Here is a 23669-nt window from a genome sequence, read left to right as displayed (position 1 = left end):
ATTTTAGTTTAGTAATTTTACGATCCAAAATTTAGAAATAGTTTAATGCCTAATAAAATTAAGAAACTAGCTGTTTTAACTTCGGGTGGAGATTCCCCTGGTATGAACGCTGCTATTCGTTCTGTTGTTAGAACTTGTGCTTATCATGAAATTCAATGTATAGGGGTTTACAGAGGCTATGAAGGTCTCATTGAAGGGGATTTTAAACCTATGGGGGCACGCAGTGTAAGAGGTATAATAAACAAGGGTGGTACTATATTAAAATCAGCGCGATCAAAAGAGTTTAGAACACCAGAAGGACGTCAAAAAGCGTATCAAAATTTAGTTGATCATGAAGTTGATGGATTGGTTGTAATTGGGGGTGATGGATCCTTTACCGGGGCGCTTATTTTCAATCAAGAATTTGGCTTTCCTGTAATGGGTATTCCCGGAACTATTGATAATGATATTTTTGGCACCTCTCATACCTTAGGTTTTGATACGGCATTAAATACGGTAGTCGATGCCATTGATAAAATTCGAGATACAGCAAGTTCACATAACCGGTTATTTTTTATTGAGGTTATGGGACGAGATGTTGGTCATATTGCATTGAATACTGGTATTGCAGGAGGAGCTGAAGAAATTTTAATTCCAGAAGAAGATTTGGGATTGGATCGTTTAGTGGATTCATTAAATAAAAGTCGTAAATCTGGTAAAACATCGAGCATTGTCATTGTTGCTGAAGGTGATAAAATAGGAAAGAATATTTTTGAACTCAAAGAATTTGTGGATGAAAACATGGAAGGATATGATGTCAGGGTTTCCGTGCTAGGGCATATGCAAAGAGGAGGTTCTCCCTCTTGTTTCGATCGTGTTTTAGCCAGTAGAATGGGAGTTAAGGCTGTTGAAACCTTATTAGAAGGGAAAACCAATTACATGGTTGGGCTATTAGCCAATAAAATGGAATTGACTCATTTGGATAAGGCCATTAAAGGAAAAACAAAAATAAATTTAGAATTACTGCGTGTCTCGGATATAATGAGCACCTAAATATTAATAAACAAAGCATATGTCAAAATTAAAAATTGGAATTAACGGATTTGGAAGAATTGGTAGAATCGCATTTAGGGTAGCGGCTTCTAGACCAGATATTGAAGTGGTAGGAATAAATGATTTGCTTGATGTGGAGCATTTAGCATACCTGCTAAAATACGATTCTGTACATGGTAGATTTAATGGTACAGTCGATATTAACAATGGAAATTTGGTGGTTAATGGTAATGAAATTAGAATTACCGCCGAAAGAAACCCGGAGGATTTGAAATGGGATGCTATTGGAGCTGAGGTTGTATTGGATTGTACAGGGATATTTACAACTCTAGATAAAGCACAAGCACATATTAAGGCAGGTGCAAAAAAAGTTGCTATTTCTGCACCATCAGCTGATGCGCCAATGTTTGTAATGGGTGTTAACCATGATAAAATCACAGCAGAACATACAATTGTATCGAATGCATCATGCACGACTAATTGCTTAGCACCATTAGCTAAAGTAATCAATGATAACTTTGGGATAGTAGAAGGTTTAATGACTACTGTACATGCTACAACAGCGACTCAAATGACCGTAGATGGACCGTCTAGAAAAGATTGGAGAGGTGGTAGGAGTGCATTAGCCAATATCATTCCTTCATCTACAGGAGCAGCAAAAGCTGTGGGGAAAGTTATTCCGGAGTTAAATGGAAAATTAACAGGGATGGCTTTTAGAGTCCCAACTCCTGATGTGTCAGTTGTAGATTTGACCGTAAGAACAGAAAAATCGGCCTCTTGGGATGAGGTAAAGGCGGCATTAAAAAAAGCTTCAGAGAACGAGTTAAAAGGTGTTTTAGGGTATACTGAAGAGGCTGTTGTTTCTCAGGATTTTGTTTCAGAAACGCAAACTAGTGTCTTTGATGCTGATGCAAGTATTGCTTTAAACGATAATTTCTTTAAATTAGTCTCATGGTATGACAATGAGTTTGGTTATTCAACGAAACTCGTCGATTTGGCCCAACACATTGCATCCATTTAGTTTTTAGAGTATTAATATATAATAACTCCACAGAGTTATTGTGTAATGCACACAGTAGTCTGTGGAGTTTTTAACTTACGCCTTATGATTTTAATTGTTGATAGCGGGTCTACAAAATCAGATTGGATTGCTGTAGATAATAATGGTAATAAATTGCTTGAAAAGATTCGTACTAAAGGATTAAACCCTGCAATTTTACCCGAAAAAAAGCTAAAAAAAATAATTAAAAATAACGAGGATTTAAAAAACAACAGGGATAATGTGACCCATGTTTTTTTCTATGGTGCGGGTTGTGGAACAGTAAAACCGGTTGAGACCTTAAAAGGGGTGCTTCAGAGTTTCTTTAAAAATGCTCATGTTGAAGTTAGTGAAGACACTATGGCTGCTGTTTATTCTTGCATTAGTAGCCCAGACCAGGCGGCGGTCGTTTGTATATTAGGTACCGGATCGAATTGCAGTTACTATGATGGCGAAAAGCTTCACCAAAAAGTCATTTCTTTGGGCTATACCCTTATGGATGACGCATCAGGAAATTACTATGGGAAACAATTAATCAGGGATTACTATTTTAACCATATGCCCGAAAATGTTAAAGTAGCTTTTGGAAGTAAGTACAATATGGACGCCGATTATATCAAATATAATCTCTATAAACAACCTAATCCCAATGCCTACCTGGCTAATTTTGCAGAGTTCATGTTCTTGCATAAAGATTCTGAATATACCTTGAACTTGATTAAAAATGGAATTAGGCTTTTTGCTAAAAACATGATCATGCAATTCAAGGATAAACTGAACACGGTACCTGTACATTTTGCAGGTTCAATTGCCTTTTTTGCACAAGATGAAATAAAGGAAGTTGCAGAGGAAATGGGTTTTAAAACAGGTAATTTTGTAAGAAGACCAATTGATGGATTGATTCCCTTTCACACCCAGGATTTATAAGCAGATTAAATTTTTATTTATTAACCACGTAGCCGTTTATATCTCCAATAAAGATGATAAGCAAAAGCTTATTAAACGTATTCAATATGATGAAGGGCTGTTAGGTGATTTAACAAATTTAAATGGCGCCCTTTTCTCCGAGATAACCCTGAATAAGTTTATCAGAGAAGAAAGGATACATGGTCATTTTGATGTTCAAACCAGTACTAAAAACAGTCTGGAACATTCTTCACAAGGGGAGCGCAAAAGCGCTTTGCTTAATTATATTATTTCAAGAAAACCCGAATATATTATTGTAGATAATGTTTTTGGGAATTTGGATATTGAGGCTCGGAAGGAAGTGACCTCTAGATTAACCGCTTTAAGCCTTAAGACTCTAATTATTCAAATATTAAATAGGGAAGAAGATATTCTTCCTTTTATAGACAGTGTTTACCGTTTAGAAGAAAACGACTTGATTGAATTTAATTTAGAATTCAATAAGAAAGTCACTCAAAAGAAGTTATTTCTTGAGGATTTGCCAAAACCTTACCAGCCAATTTCAGAATTGGTAAACCCAATTGTAAAATTCACTAATGTTTCCATAGACTATAGAGACCGTCCGATTTTAAATTTGATTAATTGGGAAATTAAAAAAGGAGAATTCTGGCAACTTATGGGGCCTAATGGTTCAGGCAAAAGTACCATTTTAAGTATGATTTATGGTGATAATCCAAAAGCCTACGGACAAGATATAGTATTGTTTGGTGTTAAAAAGGGCAGTGGTGAAAGCGTTTGGGAGGTTAAACAAAAAATCGGCTATTTTTCATCGGAGATGCTTCGTAGTTTTACACGACTGGATTCTGTTGGCAATATGATTGTCTCAGGTTTTTTTGATACCATTGGCTTATATAAAAAGCCAACTAACGAGCAGGTAAAAATTGCCCGGCATTGGTTACAGGTTTTAAACATGTTTGATTTTAGAAAATCTGATTTTTTATCCTTGTCCAGAGGGCATCAAAGTTTGGTAATGATTGCACGCGCCATGATAAAGCATCCGCCATTACTTATTTTAGATGAACCCACCAATGGCTTGGACGATAACGATGTAAAACTTTTTACAGCATTGATTAATAAGATAGCTTTAGAAACTGAAACCGCTATTTTGTATGTATCACACAGAAAAGAAAAGGGCCTGAACCCGAGTTTTGTGTATCGATTAACTCCAAACCCGACAGGTTCTACTGGAACTGTAGTCCAATAACATATTGGATAGTGGTCCCGATACAACGTTCTTCAATAAGTCTGGTGACCATTTTTTGGCTTTTTTATGAGCAATATCATTTTGTGTATATATAATTTACAATCATTTGGTCCTTTCTTAAATTTAAGTTAATTAACAGTGCAGAAGATTCCTTTAACAAAACGATAACATCCGGAAGGTCTTTTTCTACATACATTTAGGACTACTAAATCAAAATCAATCAAAATGAAAACGAACAACATTTCAAATTTAGTTTTATGTCTGGTATTGACCTTTAGCGTTAATACCTTTGCGCAATTGAACTTTCCTCGAGGAAGCCAGCAAGCCAAAATTTCACAGCGAGTAGGGATTACCGATATTACGATTGCCTATTCCAGACCTAGTGTTAATGGACGTGAAATATGGGGGAAACTTGTTCCCTATGGTATGAATAATCTAGGATTTGGTACTGCAGAGAAATCACCGTGGCGCGCTGGAGCCGACGAAAACACCACCATTAAATTTACTGATGATGTAACAATAGAAGGTCAACCCCTAAAAGCTGGTAAATATGGATTTCATGTCATTGTAAATCCTGATGATACCGCAACTTTAATTTTTTCCAAAAATCATACCTCTTGGGGTAGTTTCTTTTACAAACCAGAGGAAGATGCCTTACGTGTCCATATTAAAACCAAAACAATTCCTCATACGGAGTTGTTGACCTATGCGTTTGATGCCGTGGATGCAAGTTCTACTACAGCCTCGTTAAACTGGGAGAAAAAAGGGTTTCCGTTCAACATAGAGGTTGATGTTCCCACAATTGTTCTAAATGATTTTCGTGCAAAATTTGATGGAAGGGATGGATTCCAACGTCAAAATTGGGAGCGTGCAGCCAATTATGCTTTAAACAATGGAGGCGATTTAAATGAAGCACTAAGTTGGATAAATAATGCAATATCAGGTCAATTCTACAGTCAAAAAACATTTAACAATCTGTCCATTAAGGCTCAAATTCTTAATAAAATGGGGGAACCCGACGCCTACGGCGCTTTAATGGATGAAGCAGCAGGAATGGCAAATAAAAATCAGTTGAATACCTTAGGATATCAAATGTTGATCGCAAAAGATTATGAACGTGCTTTAAAATATTTCAAGCAAAATGTTGCTAATTTTCCAACGGATGCAAACTCCTATGATAGCTTGGGTGAATGTTATAAGACAATGGGGGATAAAAAAAATGCGATAAAAAATTTAAAGAAATCGTTATCGTTAAATCCTCCAGCTAATGTAAAAGCAAATTCAGAAAAACTTCTGGCCGAACTAGACGCAATATAAGAAACATCATCAATCAAACTACAACAGTTTTTTTATTAAAAGTCCGACATGAATATGTTGGACTTTTAACTTATATAATTCCAGATATTCTTGTATTTGCCAATGGATTTATACGTTTTTAAAACAACGGCATTATGTGATTTTGACAGCGAAGGATCGTCTTTTAGTATGTTTTTGGCATAATACCTTGCAACACTTAGAATATCCTTATCTTTAATAATATCGGCAATTCTAAGATTTAAAACACCGCTTTGCTGGGTACCCATTAAATCCCCGGGTCCGCGAAGCTTTAAATCGACTTCGGCTATCTCAAATCCATCATTGGTTTTAACCATAGTTTCAAGTCTTGTTTTACTATCGTTACTCAATTTATGTCCGGTCATAAGAATGCAATAACTTTGCTCTGCACCACGTCCCACACGACCGCGAAGTTGATGTAATTGTGATAAACCAAAACGTTCTGCACTTTCAATAATCATTACGGTAGCATTAGGCACATTAACCCCAACTTCAATAACTGTTGTAGACACCATAATTTGTGTCTCACCCTTAATAAAACGTTTCATTTCGAAATCTTTGTCAGCAGGTTTCATTTGTCCATGTAAAATGGATATCTGGTAATGGGGAGGTGGAAAATCTCTAACAATACTTTCGTAACCATCCATTAAATCTTTATAATCTAGTGCTTCACTTTCTTGAATTAATGGATAGACAATATATATTTGTCTGCCTTTAGCAATTTCATCTTTAATAAATCGGAATACATTAAGTCGATTTTTATCGAAGCGATGTACTGTTTTTACAGGCTTTCTTCCTGGTGGTAGTTCATCAATAACGGAAATGTCCAGGTCCCCATAAACCGACATGGCCAGAGTACGAGGAATAGGGGTGGCAGACATCACTAAAATATGAGGAGGGAAGACCCTGTTTGGTTCCTTTTCAGAAGAAGGACCTTTCTTCCAAAGTTTACTTCTTTGAGCGACACCAAACCGATGTTGTTCATCAATAATGGCGAGTCCTAAATTCTTAAATTTAACTTTTTCTTCAAGTAGGGCATGGGTCCCTATTAATATTTGCAAATCTCCATTTTCAAGAGAGTCATGAATTTCCTTTCTTTCTGAAGTATTAGTTGAACCTGTTAATAGTTTTATGCTGATATTTAGAATGTTACACTGTTCCATTAGATTGTTATAATGCTGAACTGACAAAATTTCAGTTGGGGCCATGAGACAAGTTTGAAAACCATTGTCAAGTGCGATGAGCATTGACATGAGGGCCACTACAGTCTTCCCGGATCCAACGTCACCTTGTAAAAGACGATTCATTTGTGCATTACTACCTAAATCCGATCGAATTTCTTTTAAAACCCGTTTCTGGGCATGGGTTAATTCATAGCTTAAACAAGTCTTGTAAAAGGTGTTGAAGTAGGTTCCAACCTGTTTAAAAGGGTAGCCCTTGATTTTAGACTTGTGTATTAAATTTTTTAAAATTAATTGCAATTGTATATAGAAGAATTCTTCAAACTTTAACCGATATTGTGCCTTGGACAATAGCTCTTGATTCTTCGGAAAATGGATGTTAAAAATGGCTTCACTTTTGTTAATCAATCTCAGTTCAGACAATAGTTTTTCTGGTAAGGTTTCAATAAAACGTCCTTTTGTTTCAATAAATAGCTCTTGTATTATTTTATTGATTACCCGATTGGTAATTCCCTTTTTGGTTAATTTTTCCGTTGAAGGATATATGGGTTGCATGGAGGACCTTAAGTTTTTTTTGTGTTCCACCAAAAGTTCTAGTTCAGGATGAGGCATATTAAATTTTCCATTAAACCAACTGGCTTTTCCAAAGGCTACATAAGGCGTATTGAGTTTTAAGCTTTCGCGAATCCATTTTAATCCTCGAAACCAGATCAGCTCTATGGTGCCTGTCTCATCTTGAAAGGTGGCCACCAATCGTTTACCTCGATGCATACCTGTTTCCTTAAAACCTGTAATGTTTCCAATAACTTGTATTTCAGAATTATTTCTTTGTAACTCATTTATCTTATAATATTTTGTGCGATCCAAATACCTATTGGGGAAAAGGTTAATTAAATCCTGATAAGTATGTATACCAAGTTCCTTCCGAAGTAAATCTGCCCTATTTGGGCCGACACCTTTTAAATAATCTATAGGGGTTTGAAGATTAGTGGTATTCATAAAACGAAAATAATTCTTTTGAATAAATTATCGTATGGCATTTTGGATTAAAGTTTGCTATATTCGAAGTATGAAGGTATTGCTCCAATTATGTTTTTGTTTTATTTCCTTGTTTTGTTTTTCCCAACAGGCAAAGGATGTAGATTTTAAATCTGCTAAGGTCCATGTAGAAATTCAACCAACAATTAAGAAAGTAAAAGGACAAGTCGCATATACCCTGGATATATTGAAAGCTGTCGATTCGCTTTATATCGACGCTGTAAATATGAACATTAAAAATATAGAGCTAATCCAAATACATCAACAAGGAGATCCTGAATTTCTTAATTTCGAATGTAAGAATAATACAAAACAGCTCATCATTTATTATGCGTTTAAACAAGATGAACGCTACGAATTACGTATGGAATATGTCGCGCATCCCAGGAAGGCCATGTATTTTGTGGATTGGGTTGATGGTGTGGATACGGTTCCTATTGAGAACAATATAAAGGAAATAGACTTGAGAAAACAGGTCTGGACGCAAGGTCAAGGGAAGTATACGAGTAATTGGTTGCCGTCCATTGATGATATGAATGATAAGATTGAATTTGATTTATCCATAACTTTTAAAAAAGGTTTTGACGTTATTACCAACGGAAGGCTAACTCATAAAGAAACTCAAGATTCTACAATAACCTGGCATTATGATATGGAGCAATCGATGTCGAGTTATTTGGTGGCCTTAGTTATAGGCAAGTATGATAAAAAAATTAAGCATTCCAAATCTGGCATTCCATTAGAAATGTATTATTACCCGGAAGATTCATTAAAGTATGAGCCCACTTACAGATATACAAAGGGCATCTTTGATTTTTTTGAGGAAGAAATTGGAGTGCCTTACCCTTGGCAAAACTATAAACAGATACCGGTGAAGGATTTTTTATATGCAGGTATGGAAAACACGGGTACCACTATATTCTCTGATAGCTTTGTCATTGATTCCATTGCTTTTGTTGATAAAAACTATGTTAATGTGAATGCACATGAACTGGCACATCAGTGGTTTGGTGATTTGGTCACTGAAACTTCAGGAACACACCATTGGTTACAGGAAGGATTTGCAACCTATTATGCCCTTTTAGCCGAAGCCTTTTTTTTCGGCGATGATTATTACTATTGGAATTTATACCAATATGTTCAGGAATTATTGGTTCAGGAAAAATCTGGACAAAGCAGCTCATTGTTAGATCCAAAATCAAGTAGCACCACATTTTATAAAAAAGGAGCCTTGGTGTTACATTTGTTAAGAGAAAAGATTGGAAACAGTGCCTTTAGGGAAACCGTTAAAAACTATTTGTTAGAATATAGTTTTAAAAACGTAAGAACAGAAGATTTTATTAATGAAGCAGAGAATTTGAGTGGTAAAGATTTAAGTGGGTTTGTAGACCGGTGGTTAAAGGATAAAACCTTCTATATTGATGACGCCATGGAAAGTCTGGAAAAATCTACTTTTATTCAAGAATATCTCATGGTGGATTGCGAGATTGCCTCATCAAAATGCATCACCTACTTAAACTCCGGGATTTCAGATGAATCCAAGGAGAAGGTCATCACTCAAAATGCTAATCTCATTAAAAAAGAACATTTTAAAAACAGTGTTAAAGTACGTCAGGCTATTGCTCGCTACCTCGTAGAAATCCCTAAGGAGTTAAAAATTGAATACGAATCCCTGTTAAACGATAAGTCATATTTGACTGTCGAATTCGCTCTGTACAACCTATGGACGAATTTTCCGGAAAGTAGAGGTGCCTATTTAAGACAGACAAAAGGAATGGTTGGTTTTAGGGATAAAAATATAAGAACACTATGGTTGACTTTAGCTCTATTGACATCCAATTTTGAACCCGAAAATAGTCAACAATATTATAAAGAACTCAGAGATTATACCAATTCAAGATACGATTTCAATATAAGGATGAATGCATTTAAATATCTTAGCATGATTAAAGCTTGTGATCAACCTTGTAAAAACAATTTAAAACAGGCCAGTACACATCATGTTTGGCAATTTTCAAAATTTGCCAGGCAATTATTAAAAGAATTTAACTAAATGAAAGCATTAGTAATTTCTGGGGGTGGAAGTAAGGGTGCATATGCCGGAGGTGTTGCACAATACCTTATACAGGAAATGGGGTTTGATTACGATATATTTCTAGGGACATCTACAGGTAGTCTATTGGTACCCCATTTGGCAATTGGTAAAATCGATAAGCTGTATGAGATTTATACGAATGTACAGCAACACAATATTTTTAGCGTTAATCCATTTATTTTGCGTAAAAAGGGAAATCGAGAATTCGTTTCCATTGACTTTATCAATACACTTTGGCAATTCATTAAAATGAAGCGTACATTTGGTGAAAGTAGGGCTTTAAGACGTCATATTAAAAAACATTTTACCGTTGAAGAGTATAATTTTATTAAAGAAATTAAACATGATGTAGTGGTAACGGTCTCTAACTTATCTAAAAATAGGGTGGAATATAAGTCTATAAAAGACTATTCTTATAATGAGTTTTGTGATTGGATTTGGATTTCCTGCAATTATATTCCATTTATGTCTTTAGTTAAGAAAAACGGATTTGAATATGCCGATGGTGGCTTGGGCTGTGTTGTCCCTATTCGTGAAGCCATTTTAAGAGGTGCTACTGAAGTTGACGCTATAGTTTTAGAGTCTGAATCCATGGAATACAATAAGATATTGGGTAAAAACCCATTTTCACTATTAATAAATCTTTTTGGTCATTTGTCCGATCAAATTGAGCGCAATGATATTACAATTGGAAAATTGGCTGCTAAATCCAAAGATGTGAGACTCAACTTATATTACACGCCATCAAAACTTACCGAGAACTCACTAATTTTCAATAAAAAATTAATGACATCATGGTGGCAACAAGGTTTTGACTACGCAAAAAACAAGCTGTCACAAGCAAAATCCAATGAATTAAGACTTTAATTAAAACAGTTCACCTATCTCTTCTTTTATAAAGGATAAGGCTGCATCACTCGGGGCACGACGTTCCATCATCTCGGTTAGAATAACCTCCCGAAGTTTTTCAGCATTCTCTGTTTTTTTTAGCAAACTAGCTTTTCTTATTAACTGAATTGTTGCATTTTTTGCTGCGGATATTATGTTCCAGCATTTTTCACTAATATATATTTGCTGGGCTAAATTATGCTCCAATTCTTGCTCAATATTTTGAATGAGTAAAGCTTCGTATTCTTCCTTATTTGCAGATGTCGGTGGTACTCTAATAAGCAATTTACTAGGTGAAATTCGTTCCAGGTATAAAGCCATCCTTTCATAGGCTTGCAGTCGAATTGGCAAGGCGGTAACTTCTAAATCTTTTTTTAGCATATAACGTCTGCGTCCGTCTTCGTTCTTGGTATGTTCCTTAAAAAAATAATATGCCAAAATTCCAACTACAAGTGATGGAATCATAAACATGAATAAGTCTACTATACGATCCGCATTCATAATTTTTATTTTTAATTAATAGATAACAAATTAATAGTCATCCGAGTTCTTTCAGAATATTTGTACTTTAAGATTATTGATTTTGAAAGCAATATTTTGAATGGCTTTAGTTTTTCCCACCCAAATATACACAATCTTTTAGGTTTTGCATACCAAAGAAAGGGACTGGAGTTTTCTCATAAGCATACGTTTTATTTAATGCTTTAGCTAAATTATGGTCATCGACATTCATCTCAATATCGGACATTTTAAACTGACAAGGGTGTTCATAGCCTGCGGCATGAGTAATTTCAACAAGTTCCTTCTTAAATGTTTTAAAGTATTGGGCCAGACGAAAGGATTTTAATTTGGGGTCAATCCCATTTTGCAACCATTTACTCTGGGTTGCTACACCAGTCGGACAACGGTTTGTATGGCATATTTGGGCTTGGATACATCCAATACTCATCATCGCCTCTCGGGCAACATTAATGCAATCTGCGCCCATTGCAAAAGCCATTGCTGCTTTAGCAGGGAAACCTAATTTACCACTTCCAATAAAGACGATTCGTTCGGTTAGAGCTTTATTTAAAAAGACTTTATATAAGTCGCTAAAACCATATACCCATGGCAGGGAAACGTGGTCCGCGAAACTTGGAGGTGCTGCACCAGTACCGCCTTCACCACCATCTATGGTTATGAAATCCGGACCTTTACCTGTTTCCAACATGATCTCGGCTAAAGTTTCCCATTGTTCCAGGTTACCAATGGCTGCCTTAATTCCAACTGGTAACCCAGTTTCTTCCGCAATGGCTTCAATAAAATTAACCATACCTTCCACATTTGTAAATGCACTATGATTAGGGGGGGATATAACATCTTTACCTAATTCAACCCCTCTTATTTTCGCAATTTGTTTTGATATTTTTGCACCTGGCAATACACCTCCCTTTCCCGGTTTTGCTCCTTGGGACAATTTTAGTTCAATGGCACGAATAAAAGAATGGTCATCTACAAGTTCCTTTAATTTCTTCATAGAAAAACTACCATCTTTAGAACGCACTCCAAAGTAACCAGTACCAAATTGAAACATGATATCAGCACCATATGTATGGTATGGTGATAACCCCCCCTCTCCGGTATTATGATAGGCACCGGCCATTTTAACGCCTTTATTTAAGGATTCAATAGCTTTTGCAGAAAGGGAACCAAAACTCATGGCTGAAACGTTAATAACGGAGGCCGGCCTATACGGTTTTTTGCGTTTGTTAAACTCACCCATTATTTTAGCACATGGCAAAAAGGTTTTATCAATACTATTGGGGTGATTGGCATCAATACTAAAAGGGATCATGGCATTGTTAACAAAAATATGATGGTGGGCATAAATATCCCTCTCAGTTCCAAAGCCTTCATAGTTATTTTCTTTTTTGGCAGAAGCATAAATCCAACTGCGTTCAATTCTATTGAAAGGCAGTTCCTCTCTATTATTGGCAACCAGGTATTGTCGTAATTCAGGACCAATTTTTTCCAGTAAATACCGTAAATGGCCAATTATAGGATAATTATGAGTTATGGTATGTTTTCGCTGCAAAAAGACATCTCGAATGGCTATAAGTACCAAAACGATTAGAATCCATAACCACCAAGGTATATGTAATAGAAATTCCATGATATCTTAAATTTATTGCTTTAAATAATCAAACGTAATTTGGGTCAATGCCTTAACACCTAAAAGTAATCCACTTTCATCAATATAAAAATCTGGGGTGTGATGCGGGAATGCTACAGTATTCCCTTTGGTCATGCCACCCAAATAAAAATAAAACCCTGGTACAAGCTCCTGAAAATAGGAAAAATCTTCTCCAACGGTCTCAGCCTTGATTTGCTTTACATGAGTTGCCCCGGCCACTTTAATTAATGACGGTAACATTTGGGAGACCAATTGCTCATCATTATAGGTAATAGCGGTTTCATTAGTGAACGATATGGTAGCGGAACCCCCATAGGCCGTGGCAATAGTTTCGGTCATTTCTGTCATGCGCCTTAAAATGTGTTCTTTCATATCAGGGTCTAAAGTTCTAACAGTCCCTATTAGCTCTGCAGATTCAGGAATGATATTAAAACGAACCCCACTGGTAATTTTACCAATAGATATAACAGCCGCTTCATTTATCAATTCACTTTCTCTACTTATTATGGTTTGAAAACCATCAATAATTTTTGCAGAAATTAGAATGGGATCAATACCGTTCCATGGCTCTGAACCATGAGTTTGCTTCCCTTTTACCTTAATCACAAAACGCTCTACTGCCGCCATGGCACCACCAGGTTTGTAATGTAATTCATCTACAGGAACACCGGATCGAATGTGCAAACCAAAAATGGCATTTACTTTAGGGTTTTCTAAAACGCCTTCCTTTATCATAAGCCTCGAGCCTCCTTCTTCACCTGGAGGAGGTGTTTCTTCAGCTGGTTGAAAAATGAATTTTACAGTTCCGCTAATCTTATCCTTGTATTTTGTTAAAATTTCGGCAACACCCATTAGAATAGCCGTATGGGCATCATGCCCACAAGCATGCATAACCCCTGTTTCAGTCCCTAAAAATGTTGTAGTAACTGTAGATTTAAATGGCAAATCGTTTCTTTCGGTTACCGGTAAGGCGTCAATATCAGCGCGCAAGGCAATAACTTTTCCCGGAAACTTTCCTTTCAAAAGACCAACGACCCCCGTATGTGCAACTCCGGTTTGGACTTCCAGACCTAATGATTTTAAGTGAAGAGCAATTTTTTCACTAGTTTTAAACTCCCTATTCGATAGTTCAGGATTTTCATGAAAATGGCGACGCCATTCAATAACTTTTGGTTCAATATCCTGAAATTGCTTTTCCAAATTAATTTGACTGTAGCTATACATGAATGATACTAGCAAAAAGAAGGGGAGAATTTGTCTCATAATTTAAAACGCGTTATTTTAATTATGCTTAAAGATATTCAAAAAATTACAATAGAATAAATAAGAACAATTGTTTATAATTATTGATAATTAGGATCATTTTAAAGCATAACATTAATTATTTTCACCGTTTAAAATGAAAAGGATTTGGAGAAGTATTTAAATCAGTTAAATGACGCACAGTTAGCACCAACATTACAAATTGATGGTCCTATGATTGTAATCGCCGGAGCTGGTTCGGGAAAAACAAGGGTTTTAACATACCGGATCGCTTACTTGATGAGCAAGAATATTGATCCCTTTAATATATTGGCGTTGACTTTTACAAACAAAGCAGCCCGTGAGATGAAAAATCGAATTGCTGATATTGTTGGGGCTAGCGAGGCTAAGAATTTGTGGATGGGTACCTTTCATTCCGTGTTTGCAAAAATATTGAGAATTGAGGCTGAAAGGTTAGGGTATCCAAGTAATTTCACTATCTATGATACTCAAGATTCCGATCGACTAATTGCGTCGATCATTAAGGAAATGAATTTGGACAAGGATATTTATAAACACAAACAAATACGTTCTCGGATCTCGTCTTACAAAAACAGTTTAATTACAGTACGTGCTTATTTTCAAAATCCTGAGCTCATAGAAGCAGATACTATGGCACGACGGCCAAAGTTAGGCGATATTTATAAAGCCTATGTAGAGCGTTGCTTTAAAGCAGGTGCTATGGATTTTGATGATTTATTATTGAAAACAAATGAACTTCTTACACGGTTCCCAGAAGTCTTAGCGAAATATCAGAATCGGTTTAAATACATTTTAGTCGATGAGTATCAAGATACTAATCATTCGCAATATTTAATTGTTCGGGCATTATCCGATAAATTTCAAAATATTTGTGTGGTAGGTGATGATGCCCAAAGTATATATGCATTCCGCGGTGCAAATATCAATAACATAATGAATTTTCAAAAAGATTATGAAGATGTAAGTGTTTATAGGTTGGAGCAAAATTATCGATCTACTAAAAACATTGTAAACGCAGCAAATTCAATTATCGATAAAAACCAAACCAAATTAGATAAGATTGTTTGGACAGCCAATGAGGAAGGGGCTAAAATAAAAGTGAATCGTTCATTGACCGATAGCGATGAAGGTCGCTACGTTGCCAGCACTATTTTTGAAAACAAGATGGAGCATCAATTAAAGAATAGTGATTTTGCAGTATTATATAGAACTAATGCACAGTCTCGAGCTATTGAAGATGCATTGAGAAAGCGTGATATTTCATATCGGATTTATGGCGGTTTATCGTTTTATCAGCGTAAAGAGATTAAAGATGTTTTATCCTATTTGCGTTTAATAATTAATCCCGCTGATGAAGAGGCCTTAAAGCGCGTGATTAATTTTCCGCCAAGAGGTATCGGTCAAACTACTGTTGATAAGCTAATCGTTGCTGCCAATGGTTATGACAAAACCATTTTTGAGGTCATGGAAAATATTAATGTCATTGACGTAAGCGTAAATAGGGGAACAAAAACTAAACTACAGGATTTTGTCACTTTAATTAAGAGCTATCAAGTGATGAACCAGACGGCAGACGTTTTTGAATTGGCTGAACATGTTACCAGGTCCAGTGGACTGATAAGGGAGTTTAATAAGGATGGTACGCCAGAGGGTGTTACACGAATGGAAAATATTGAAGAACTTTTAAATGGTATGAAAGATTTTGTTGAAGGACAAAAGGAGTTGGTAGATTCTACAGGTTCGTTAGCAGAGTTCTTAGAAGATGTGGCTTTAGCAACAGATTTGGATAGTGATAAAGGGGATGCAGACAGTGTTGCCTTAATGACCATTCATTTAGCTAAAGGATTGGAATTTCCATATGTTTATATCGTTGGTCTGGAGGAAGATTTATTTCCTAGTGCTATGAGTATGAATACCCGAAGCGAACTAGAAGAGGAGCGTCGTTTATTTTATGTTGCCTTAACCCGTGCTGAAAAGCAAGCCTATTTAACCTATGCCTTATCCAGATATCGTTGGGGAAAATTGATTGACGCCGAGCCCAGTCGATTTATAGAAGAAATAGACGAAAAATATTTAGATATTGTCACGCCTATTGAAGAACGTCGTTTTAATCCGATGCTAAGTGCCGATATTTTTGGTGATGTAGAACCCAAAAAAATTAGATATAAGCCCGCCAAGCAACCGACATTCAGTAAAAAAAAATCTAAAAAGGAAACTCAAAAATTTCATGTCAACGCACCAAAAAATTTAAAACCTGTTTCGAAGGTAAGTGAAAACACAAATTTATTTGATAATACATTGGCGGTTGGAAATGTTGTTGAACATATTCGCTTTGGAACGGGGGAAGTTTTGAAAATTGAAGGTGCAGGAGCTGACACCAAAGCAGAGATTAAGTTTAGCCATGGCGGCGTTAAAAAGTTATTACTGCGCTTTGCAAAGTTGAAGGTTATTGGTTAGCGTACCATATAAACAGAATTAATATGTCCGTCGCCATCATATTCCATAACAGGATTTTCCGGGTCAACAACCCATTCTCCGTCAACAATAAATTTGTAATGGTGTTTTCCGCCAGATAGCCTTATGGTATATTGCCAACCTGTATTGATCTTGGTCATTTTAAGTTCATCTTCAGACCAATGATTAAAGGAACCGGATAATATGACCTGACGCGCTTTTAAATGGTTTGGGAAATAAAATGTAATAGGTTTTTTAATGTCGATGACTGAATTATATTCACCAAATTCATTTTCAACCCTTTTATTGTTATGTGGGTCTTCAATCCATTTGCCATCGACAATAAATCTATAGTCATATACTCCGGGTTTAATTTTTAAGGTGAGTTCCCAGCCATCATTTGCCTTTTGCATTTTAAACAATGTTTCATTCCATTTATTAAAACTACCGGCAACGATCACTTTTTTTGCATTATTAAATCCGTTAAGTTTAAAATGAGCATTACCATGTTTATCGGGGTAGGCCAGGTACATTTTTAAATTGTAAATGCCTCTTAACCGATAACCATTTTTTGTGGCTTTGGCAATATTCGGATCATATTTTGAAGGTTCGGCCCAATAGGCATTATTGATGACATATTTAAACTCCCAGGAAAATGCATCAGAAAAATCGTTTAAATGTTTCCTAAGCTCATATATGTTATTGTCAATTTTGGTCATACGCCATTGTTTCATAGACCAATTGTTGAACTCTCCAGAAACAACAACATTCTCAATGTCTAAATCTTTAAAATCAAGTAATTGGCCAGAATTTTCATGGGTTATTTTTTCGTAATCACGCCTGTCAAAAGTAAAGACCACATCTTCATCTTCAAGTCTGTAACCTTTCAAAGGCATTTCCTGAGAAAGAATAATTGACGGGACAATTAAAAAAACTAAAATAATTCTATGTAAACCTGTTCTTTTCAAAATCGCTGTGTGGGATGTTTTATAAAATATAATTTCTTCTTTTTATAGTTTATTATAGTTCTTTTCTGTTTAAAAAATTCATAACCAAGAACACCGTCCAAATGGGTTCCATAAGCTTGATTCATTTGGTCTAAGTTAGTTAAAACCGTATCCATTGGCCCAAAATAAATGGTATTACTTAATTTTACGCGGTGCAATTTTCCTGCAAGAACCTCAATTTCTTTGTTACCAGCACCCACAAGGGTTAAACGTTTCGTTGGAATAAAATATTTAAGAGCTTTGCGGTTTATGCTTTTGTTAATTTGATTAAATTCTGCAGCGGTATCTAAACCTAATGCTACTTTATGGTCATTTATTCGTCCATTGAGTACAACAGTATGCCTTTTCAATGTAAAAGTTATGCTATCCGTTATTTTTTCCAAATACACCGTTTTAGATAATTTATTTCCTGACGGGTCTATCTCAGTAAGTGTAATTTGGTTGAGATATAAATCTATAAAAACTTCATAATCTTTTAAAATACTATAACCAATAATTCCTAATAACTTTATTTTTTTTGCATTTTCAATGTGTGATAAATCAATAACATCAGAGGTTTTATCTTGAAGTTTAAAATGATTTAAAAAGAATTCCTTAATCTGCTTTTCATAAGGATTGTCAATGGTATGAATTACCCCCGATGTTTTGTCCTTCTTTTTTTGGTGCTCATAAATATTAGAAAAATGAACTTTATTGAGAATCATATTCTCCGATCCGGTATCAATAATAAAATGACCCCTTTTATTTAGCAATTGCCCTTCAATGATGAGCAATTGGTCTATAATTTTAAAAGGAATTCTTGTAGTGTGCTCATTTATTATTTCCGCTTCAGTAAGATGTATGGGAAACTTATTTTTATTATTTGAAAACGATAAACTGCAGCAAAAACAAAGTAAGGATATATGAAATAATGGTCGGTTCATACACTTAAGACTAAAATTAATTCGAAATGTTACAAACCTAACCGGTAAAAGGGTTTATTATAAAAACCTAAAGTTGTTTAAAAAAATAGTCCTTAATTTGCAAGCGCATAGCATTTTAGTCATATGGCTGCATTTTATAAAATTTATAAGGAGAACCCTAACCCAAGAGAAATAGCAAAGGTGGTCTCTATTCTTAAATCAGGAGGTTTAATTATCTATCCAACTGATACGGTTTACGGCCTGGGCTGTGACATTACCAATTTAAAAGCTTTGGAACGCATTGCAAGAATCAAGGGAATTAAATTGGATAAAGCCAATTTTTCCTTTGTATGCTACGATTTAAGTAATCTCAGTGATTATGTTAAGCAAATAGATTCTACGACTTTTAAGGTGTTAAAGCGTGCTTTACCGGGACCTTATACATTTATTCTTCCCGGAGCTCGAACCTTGCCTAATCCATTCAAAAAGAAAAAAACAGTGGGTATTCGTATCCCAAATAATGCTATTGCTTTAGAGATTGTAAGGCAATTGGGAAATCCCATAGTTTCTACTTCTATTAGAGATGAAGATGAAGTATTGGAATATACAACCGACCCGGAACTTATTCTGGAAAAGTGGGGAGATATTGTGGATTGTGTTGTTGATGGAGGTTATGGCGATAATGAACCATCTACTATTATTGATTTATCGGATATTGAGCCTTTGGTGATTCGAGAAGGTAAAGGTGATTTAGATATTTTTTAAAACAAAAAGTCCGACTATATAGTCGGACTTTATAATTATAAATAGTTTAATAGTGCTTAATTTCCTCCAGCAGCTAAATTTTTCATTTCCTTTTCAATCATATCGTAAAATTGATCTATTTTCGGAAGGATAACAATGCGTGTACGTCTGTTCTTAGCTCTGTTTTCGGCCGTATCATTATCAACCAGTGGCACATAGAAACTGCGCCCTGCAGCAATAAGCTGACTCGATTTTACACCTAATTCCTCCAAGACCCTAATAATTGAAGTGGAACGTTTCACACTTAAATCCCAGTTGTCCAATAATGGTTCTTTTCTATAGGGTACATTGTCTGTATGACCTTCAACCATACATTCGAAATCTGGTTTACTGTTTACAACCTTAGCCACTTTAGCAAGGACATCTTTTGCTTGGGATGTTACAATGTAACTACCACTTTTAAATAATAACTTATCCGCAATGGAGATAAAGACTACTCCCTTTTCAACATTTACTTCAATGTCTGGGTCATTAATACCTACTTCGCGTTTTAAACTAGTAACCAAGGCAAGTGTCACACTATCCTTTTTGGTTATTGCATCTTGTAATCGAGATATTTTTAAATCTTTCTCCTTAATGCTTTCTAAAGTTTTTTCAACATTGCTAGCGCCTTTGGCAGAAAGCATTTGTAAATTATCATTGCTCTTTCGTAAATCAGCAACTTGCTCTTCTAATGCTGTAGCTCTTGCTGTTGCAGCAGCTCTGTCTTCTAAACAGGCATTTAATTTAACTGTTGCTGAATTGAGTAAATCTTGGGTTTCTTTTTGTTTTTCTTGTAGTGCCATGTATTCTTTTTTAGAAACACATGAACCTAAAAAAATCATGGATAATAAGCTAAATAATACAATTTTTTTCATAATTGTTTTTTCGGATTAATTTTAAAATTTTAATTGCAACAAAAGTAGGTAAAAATCAGTTGTTTTTAGCATTTTAACAAAACTTTTGCTAACTAATTACAAACTTTTATAGTATTTTTTTCTTTTTATAAAATAGTCAATAACTATGGATGGTCGTTTGTAGTATTTTATTTGAGTATGGCTATTTCTTCGTTGTCTCATTAATTGCTTAAGTCTGACATAAAATGTGAAATGGGCCTTTATTATAGCAAAGGTATGTTTTGGTTTTAATTCAAGTAAAAATTTTAAACCTGCCATACCATCTAAAAGGAGTCTGGGAAATATCAGACAAATTAGGGTTCCTTTGGCATTTTTGGCAAGAGCATATAAGCTATTGCGAAAATTAAGAAAGGTTTTTTTTGGGTCTAAATTATTTAAGGTTGCCCCGCCAACATGATATACTACGGAACTACTACAATATGTTATATCATGGCCAGAATTTTGGATGCGCCAACATAAATCTATTTCTTCCATATGAGCAAAGAACGATTCATCAAATCCGCCAAGAGATTTAAAAGTAGCGCTTCGAATAAAAAAGCAAGCCCCTGAAGCCCAAAAAATAGGTGATGTGTCGTTGTATTGCCCCAGATCTTTTTCTATAGTATTAAAAATTCGTCCACGACAGTAAGGATATCCATATTTATCAATAAAGCCACCGGCTGCCCCTGCATATTCAAAATAATCCTTTTTATGATAATTCAGAATTTTGGGTTGGATAACAACTGTTTTAGAATTTGAACGAAATAGACTAATAATTGGATTTAACCAACCTTCTGACACTTCAACATCATTATTCAATAAACAAAAAATATCTGCATTAATTTGCTTTAGTGCGTCGTTATAACCTTTGGCAAAACCACTATTTTTTTTGTTTCTAATAATGTTGACTGAAGGAAAGTGATTTTTTATGAATTTTACAGAATCGTCAGTGGAGGCATTGTCCACCACATAAATATCAGCCTCATGCGAATTGGCGATAACCGAAGGTAAAAAATGTTCAAGGAGAGCCTTTCCATTCCAATTTAATATAACAACTGCTATTTCCATTAATGATAGTTTGGGATCTCTTTTAAAAACTTATAACATTCTTTATTAAAATCAATAAGACAATAATAATGATTTATACCATTTGTCACCATTAAGTAGGTGGCGTTTAAGGATAAATTGTATTTAGCAATTTGGTCAAAAGTATCTTGATTTATAGTAACATGTGGTGCTTTACACTCAACTATGAGGTGAATACTGCCATCTGGTTTAAATACAACTATATCGCAACGTTTCCTTAAGTTATTAATTTTTAATTCCTTTTCAACATTAATTAAAGACTCAGGGAACCCCTTTTCATTTATTAGAAATTGTATGCAGTGTTGTCGAACCCATTCTTCTGGTTGTAAAATCACAAATTTTTTACGAATATGGTCAAAAATAGAAATTTTATTTTCGCTATTTTTGAATCGGAACGAGTACTTTGGAAAGTTAAGCGTTTGCAATATATTGTTTTTATGATTTTTCAAAGTTAATTTTCTAAACTAGAAATTACAATATTCAATAGACAAATTCCAACAAACTCCGAAGCATATAATTTAGTAATTAAAAATGGAGTATTTAAACCGAATAAAGCAATATTCAATTTGGACGAAGTAAAACAATTAGTACAAGACATTAATAATAGAAATATAAAACCCATTTATTTTTTAATGGGTGATGAACCTTATTATATCGATAAGATTTCAGATTTTATACAAGACACTGTTTTATCGGAAGAAGAGCGTGGTTTTAATCAGGTTGTGCTTTACGGTCGAGATATCACGATTGAAGATATTGTAAGTAATGCGAAACGTTATCCTATGATGGCAGAATATCAAGTAGTCATAATAAAAGAGGCTCAAGATTTATCCCGTACTATTGAAAAACTTTCTACTTATGTCGAAAACCCACAGCCGACAACAGTTTTAGTCATTAACTATAAATATAAAAAAATAGATAAACGAAAAACTTTGTATAAAGCAATTAACAAAGTGGGGGTTGTTTACGAAAGCAAAAAACTTTACGAAAATCAAGTTAATGATTGGATTCGCCGTGTATTATTATCAAAAGATTATACCATTACACCCAAAGCTGCACAAATGCTCGTTGAATTTTTAGGAACCGATTTAAGTAAAATCAATAATGAGCTGGAAAAACTTCAAATTATTTTACCTAAAGGTAGTCAAATCACTCCTGAAGCCATTGAAGCGAACATAGGTATAAGTAAAGACTATAACAATTTTGAATTGCGCAAGGCCATTGGGGAGCGCAATGTTGTAAAGGCACATCAAATAATTAATTATTTTTCTGAAAACCCCAAAGATAATCCTATAGTGGTGACCGTTTCCTTACTTTTTAATTTTTTTTCTCAGTTGTTGCATTTTCACGGGTTAAATGATAAATCACCAAGGCATGTAGCTTCGGTATTAAGAATCAATCCATATTTTGTAAATGAATATATAACGGCTGCTAGAAATTATCCCATGAAAAAAGTGAGTACTGTGGTTGGCATTTTAAGGGAATTTGATGTAAAAAGTAAAGGTGTAGGGGCTAATTCTGTACCCCAAAGCGATTTGCTTAAAGAATTGTTGGTCAGGATTTTATAATTTAAATTTAGACTTCATACATGAATGTTGATATACACGAGAGTTGGAAAAATTATTTAGAACCGGAATTCAATAAACCTTATTTTAACCAATTAGTAGATTTTGTTAAACAAGAGTACAAAAATCATACATGTTACCCCCCTGGCGGCCTCATTTTTAACGCATTTAACCAGTGCTCCTTTGATGATATGAAGGTCATAATTATTGGACAAGATCCTTATCATGGGGAAGGTCAGGCTAATGGAATGTGTTTTTCTGTTAATGATGGTGTACCTCATCCACCTTCTTTAATAAATATTTTTAAAGAAATTGAATCAGATTTAGGAAACCATTATCCTAAAAGCGGCAATTTATTACGTTGGGCTAATCAAGGTGTATTGTTGTTGAATGCCACTCTAACCGTTAGGAGAAACCAAGCGGGAAGTCATCAGAACAAAGGTTGGGAAACATTTACGGATGCCGTTATAAAATTAATTAGTGCAAAAAAGGATAAAAGTATGGTGTTTTTGCTTTGGGGAGGGTATGCCAAGAAAAAATCATCTTTGATAAATAAAAGCAAACATCATGTACTGACATCAGGACATCCATCACCACTCAGTGCTAACAGAGGGTATTGGTTTGGAAATAAACATTTCAGCAAGACTAACTCCCTGTTGGAGCAAGCGGCTCTTCCGACAATACTTTGGTAAGGTTTGGTTTAATAACAACAGGCTGTTTAGATGAAGGTTTTTTGACTCT

The 23669-nt window shown here is 35.0% G+C and carries 20 protein-coding genes; 11 read left to right on the top strand and 9 right to left on the bottom strand.

Going from position 1 to position 23669, the window contains the following annotated elements; translation table 11 throughout:
- Positions 1 to 45: 45 nt before the first annotated feature.
- The 5 genes from pfkA to MR054_RS14335 all read left to right on the top strand — a co-directional run bounded on the left by pfkA (position 46) and on the right by MR054_RS14335 (position 5558).
- Entirely contained in the window at positions 46 to 1032 is a 987-nt protein-coding gene (pfkA, locus tag MR054_RS14355) for a 6-phosphofructokinase (RefSeq protein ID WP_242158496.1), read from the top strand.
- A 19-nt stretch (positions 1033 to 1051) separates the two neighbouring features.
- Positions 1052 to 2053, top strand: coding sequence for a type I glyceraldehyde-3-phosphate dehydrogenase (gene gap, locus MR054_RS14350; RefSeq protein ID WP_242087269.1), 1002 nt, complete (start codon positions 1052 to 1054; stop codon positions 2051 to 2053).
- Between the two features lie 84 nt (positions 2054 to 2137).
- Complete coding sequence (locus tag MR054_RS14345) at positions 2138 to 2998, top strand: N-acetylglucosamine kinase (RefSeq protein WP_242087267.1); 861 nt, start codon at positions 2138 to 2140, stop codon at positions 2996 to 2998.
- A gap of 253 nt (positions 2999 to 3251) precedes the next feature.
- A complete protein-coding gene (locus tag MR054_RS14340) occupies positions 3252 to 4241 on the top strand; it encodes an ATP-binding cassette domain-containing protein (RefSeq protein WP_242158494.1) in 990 nt (329 codons plus the stop codon).
- A 225-nt stretch (positions 4242 to 4466) separates the two neighbouring features.
- Positions 4467 to 5558 (top strand): DUF2911 domain-containing protein, encoded by a 1092-nt coding sequence (locus MR054_RS14335; RefSeq protein WP_242158492.1) that lies wholly within the window; start codon positions 4467 to 4469, stop codon positions 5556 to 5558.
- Between the two features lie 65 nt (positions 5559 to 5623).
- Here MR054_RS14335 and recG read toward each other — a convergent pair whose 3' ends face one another.
- Entirely contained in the window at positions 5624 to 7756 is a 2133-nt protein-coding gene (gene recG, locus MR054_RS14330; RefSeq protein ID WP_242158491.1) for an ATP-dependent DNA helicase RecG, read from the bottom strand.
- A gap of 34 nt (positions 7757 to 7790) precedes the next feature.
- Here recG and MR054_RS14325 point away from each other — a divergent pair, with 34 nt between their 5' ends.
- Both MR054_RS14325 and MR054_RS14320 read left to right on the top strand, forming a co-directional pair.
- The gene (locus MR054_RS14325; protein WP_242158490.1) at positions 7791 to 9848 is read left to right on the top strand and encodes a M1 family metallopeptidase; all 2058 of its coding nucleotides are present in this window, start codon (positions 7791 to 7793) and stop codon (positions 9846 to 9848) included.
- Positions 9849 to 10757: a patatin-like phospholipase family protein gene (locus MR054_RS14320; protein ID WP_242158489.1), complete on the top strand. Its 909-nt coding sequence runs from the start codon at positions 9849 to 9851 to the stop codon at positions 10755 to 10757.
- Here MR054_RS14320 and MR054_RS14315 read toward each other — a convergent pair whose 3' ends face one another.
- The 3 genes from MR054_RS14315 to MR054_RS14305 all read right to left on the bottom strand — a co-directional run bounded on the left by MR054_RS14315 (position 10758) and on the right by MR054_RS14305 (position 14214).
- Positions 10758 to 11279 carry a DUF7935 family protein gene (locus tag MR054_RS14315; protein ID WP_242087254.1) on the bottom strand — a complete coding sequence of 174 codons (522 nt, stop codon included), beginning with the start codon at positions 11277 to 11279 and terminating at the stop codon, positions 10758 to 10760. It abuts the gene before it with no gap.
- 106 nt (positions 11280 to 11385) lie between these two features.
- A complete protein-coding gene (locus tag MR054_RS14310) occupies positions 11386 to 12930 on the bottom strand; it encodes an FMN-binding glutamate synthase family protein (protein WP_242158488.1) in 1545 nt (514 codons plus the stop codon).
- A 12-nt stretch (positions 12931 to 12942) separates the two neighbouring features.
- Entirely contained in the window at positions 12943 to 14214 is a 1272-nt protein-coding gene (locus MR054_RS14305) for an amidohydrolase (protein ID WP_242158487.1), read from the bottom strand.
- 147 nt (positions 14215 to 14361) lie between these two features.
- On the opposite strand from MR054_RS14305, the gene MR054_RS14300 reads away from it, so the two are divergent.
- Positions 14362 to 16692 carry an ATP-dependent helicase gene (locus MR054_RS14300; protein WP_242158486.1) on the top strand — a complete coding sequence of 777 codons (2331 nt, stop codon included), beginning with the start codon at positions 14362 to 14364 and terminating at the stop codon, positions 16690 to 16692.
- On the opposite strand, the gene MR054_RS14295 is transcribed toward MR054_RS14300, so the two are convergent.
- Both MR054_RS14295 and MR054_RS14290 read right to left on the bottom strand, forming a co-directional pair.
- On the bottom strand, positions 16689 to 17657 hold the full coding sequence (locus MR054_RS14295; RefSeq protein ID WP_242158484.1) for an early set domain-containing protein: 969 nt from the start codon (positions 17655 to 17657) through the stop codon (positions 16689 to 16691). The genes MR054_RS14300 and MR054_RS14295 overlap by 4 nt on opposite strands.
- Positions 17654 to 18619 carry a retropepsin-like domain-containing protein gene (locus tag MR054_RS14290; protein ID WP_242158482.1) on the bottom strand — a complete coding sequence of 322 codons (966 nt, stop codon included), beginning with the start codon at positions 18617 to 18619 and terminating at the stop codon, positions 17654 to 17656. Before MR054_RS14290 ends, MR054_RS14295 begins: the two co-directional genes overlap by 4 nt.
- Positions 18620 to 18742: 123 nt before the next feature.
- Here MR054_RS14290 and MR054_RS14285 point away from each other — a divergent pair, with 123 nt between their 5' ends.
- Positions 18743 to 19363, top strand: coding sequence for an L-threonylcarbamoyladenylate synthase (locus MR054_RS14285; RefSeq protein ID WP_242087242.1), 621 nt, complete (start codon positions 18743 to 18745; stop codon positions 19361 to 19363).
- 56 nt (positions 19364 to 19419) lie between these two features.
- Here MR054_RS14285 and MR054_RS14280 read toward each other — a convergent pair whose 3' ends face one another.
- From MR054_RS14280 to MR054_RS14270, 3 genes are all read right to left on the bottom strand, one after another.
- Positions 19420 to 20259 (bottom strand): OmpA/MotB family protein, encoded by an 840-nt coding sequence (locus MR054_RS14280; protein WP_242087241.1) that lies wholly within the window; start codon positions 20257 to 20259, stop codon positions 19420 to 19422.
- Between the two features lie 96 nt (positions 20260 to 20355).
- A complete protein-coding gene (locus MR054_RS14275) occupies positions 20356 to 21345 on the bottom strand; it encodes a glycosyltransferase family 2 protein (protein WP_242158481.1) in 990 nt (329 codons plus the stop codon).
- Positions 21345 to 21788, bottom strand: coding sequence for a type I restriction enzyme HsdR N-terminal domain-containing protein (locus MR054_RS14270; protein ID WP_242158531.1), 444 nt, complete (start codon positions 21786 to 21788; stop codon positions 21345 to 21347). Before MR054_RS14270 ends, MR054_RS14275 begins: the two co-directional genes overlap by 1 nt.
- Positions 21789 to 21929: 141 nt before the next feature.
- Here MR054_RS14270 and holA point away from each other — a divergent pair, with 141 nt between their 5' ends.
- Together holA and ung are read left to right on the top strand one after the other, a co-directional pair.
- Complete coding sequence (gene holA, locus MR054_RS14265) at positions 21930 to 22931, top strand: DNA polymerase III subunit delta (protein ID WP_242158480.1); 1002 nt, start codon at positions 21930 to 21932, stop codon at positions 22929 to 22931.
- Between the two features lie 20 nt (positions 22932 to 22951).
- Complete coding sequence (gene ung / locus MR054_RS14260) at positions 22952 to 23620, top strand: uracil-DNA glycosylase (protein WP_242087235.1); 669 nt, start codon at positions 22952 to 22954, stop codon at positions 23618 to 23620.
- The last annotated feature ends 49 nt before the right edge of the window (positions 23621 to 23669 follow it).

This window comes from Aestuariivivens sediminis, from assembly GCF_022662105.1.
Taxonomy (GTDB): Bacteria; Bacteroidota; Bacteroidia; order Flavobacteriales; family Flavobacteriaceae; genus Aestuariivivens; species Aestuariivivens sediminis.
This window is presented reverse-complemented; position numbering and strand designations above follow the sequence as displayed.

Coding starts and splice junctions, on each gene's coding strand:
- MR054_RS14285 (WP_242087242.1), top strand. CDS start 18,743: ATGGCTGCATTTTATAAAATTTATAAGGAGAACCCTAACCCAAGAGAA.
- MR054_RS14290 (WP_242158482.1), bottom strand. CDS start 18,619: ATGAACCGACCATTATTTCATATATCCTTACTTTGTTTTTGCTGCAGT.
- MR054_RS14280 (WP_242087241.1), bottom strand. CDS start 20,259: ATGAAAAAAATTGTATTATTTAGCTTATTATCCATGATTTTTTTAGGT.
- MR054_RS14325 (WP_242158490.1), top strand. CDS start 7,791: ATGGCATTTTGGATTAAAGTTTGCTATATTCGAAGTATGAAGGTATTG.
- recG (WP_242158491.1), bottom strand. CDS start 7,756: ATGAATACCACTAATCTTCAAACCCCTATAGATTATTTAAAAGGTGTC.
- MR054_RS14305 (WP_242158487.1), bottom strand. CDS start 14,214: ATGAGACAAATTCTCCCCTTCTTTTTGCTAGTATCATTCATGTATAGC.
- MR054_RS14310 (WP_242158488.1), bottom strand. CDS start 12,930: ATGGAATTTCTATTACATATACCTTGGTGGTTATGGATTCTAATCGTT.
- gap (WP_242087269.1), top strand. CDS start 1,052: ATGTCAAAATTAAAAATTGGAATTAACGGATTTGGAAGAATTGGTAGA.
- ung (WP_242087235.1), top strand. CDS start 22,952: ATGAATGTTGATATACACGAGAGTTGGAAAAATTATTTAGAACCGGAA.
- MR054_RS14345 (WP_242087267.1), top strand. CDS start 2,138: ATGATTTTAATTGTTGATAGCGGGTCTACAAAATCAGATTGGATTGCT.
- MR054_RS14315 (WP_242087254.1), bottom strand. CDS start 11,279: ATGAATGCGGATCGTATAGTAGACTTATTCATGTTTATGATTCCATCA.
- pfkA (WP_242158496.1), top strand. CDS start 46: ATGCCTAATAAAATTAAGAAACTAGCTGTTTTAACTTCGGGTGGAGAT.
- MR054_RS14335 (WP_242158492.1), top strand. CDS start 4,467: ATGAAAACGAACAACATTTCAAATTTAGTTTTATGTCTGGTATTGACC.
- MR054_RS14275 (WP_242158481.1), bottom strand. CDS start 21,345: ATGGAAATAGCAGTTGTTATATTAAATTGGAATGGAAAGGCTCTCCTT.
- MR054_RS14320 (WP_242158489.1), top strand. CDS start 9,849: ATGAAAGCATTAGTAATTTCTGGGGGTGGAAGTAAGGGTGCATATGCC.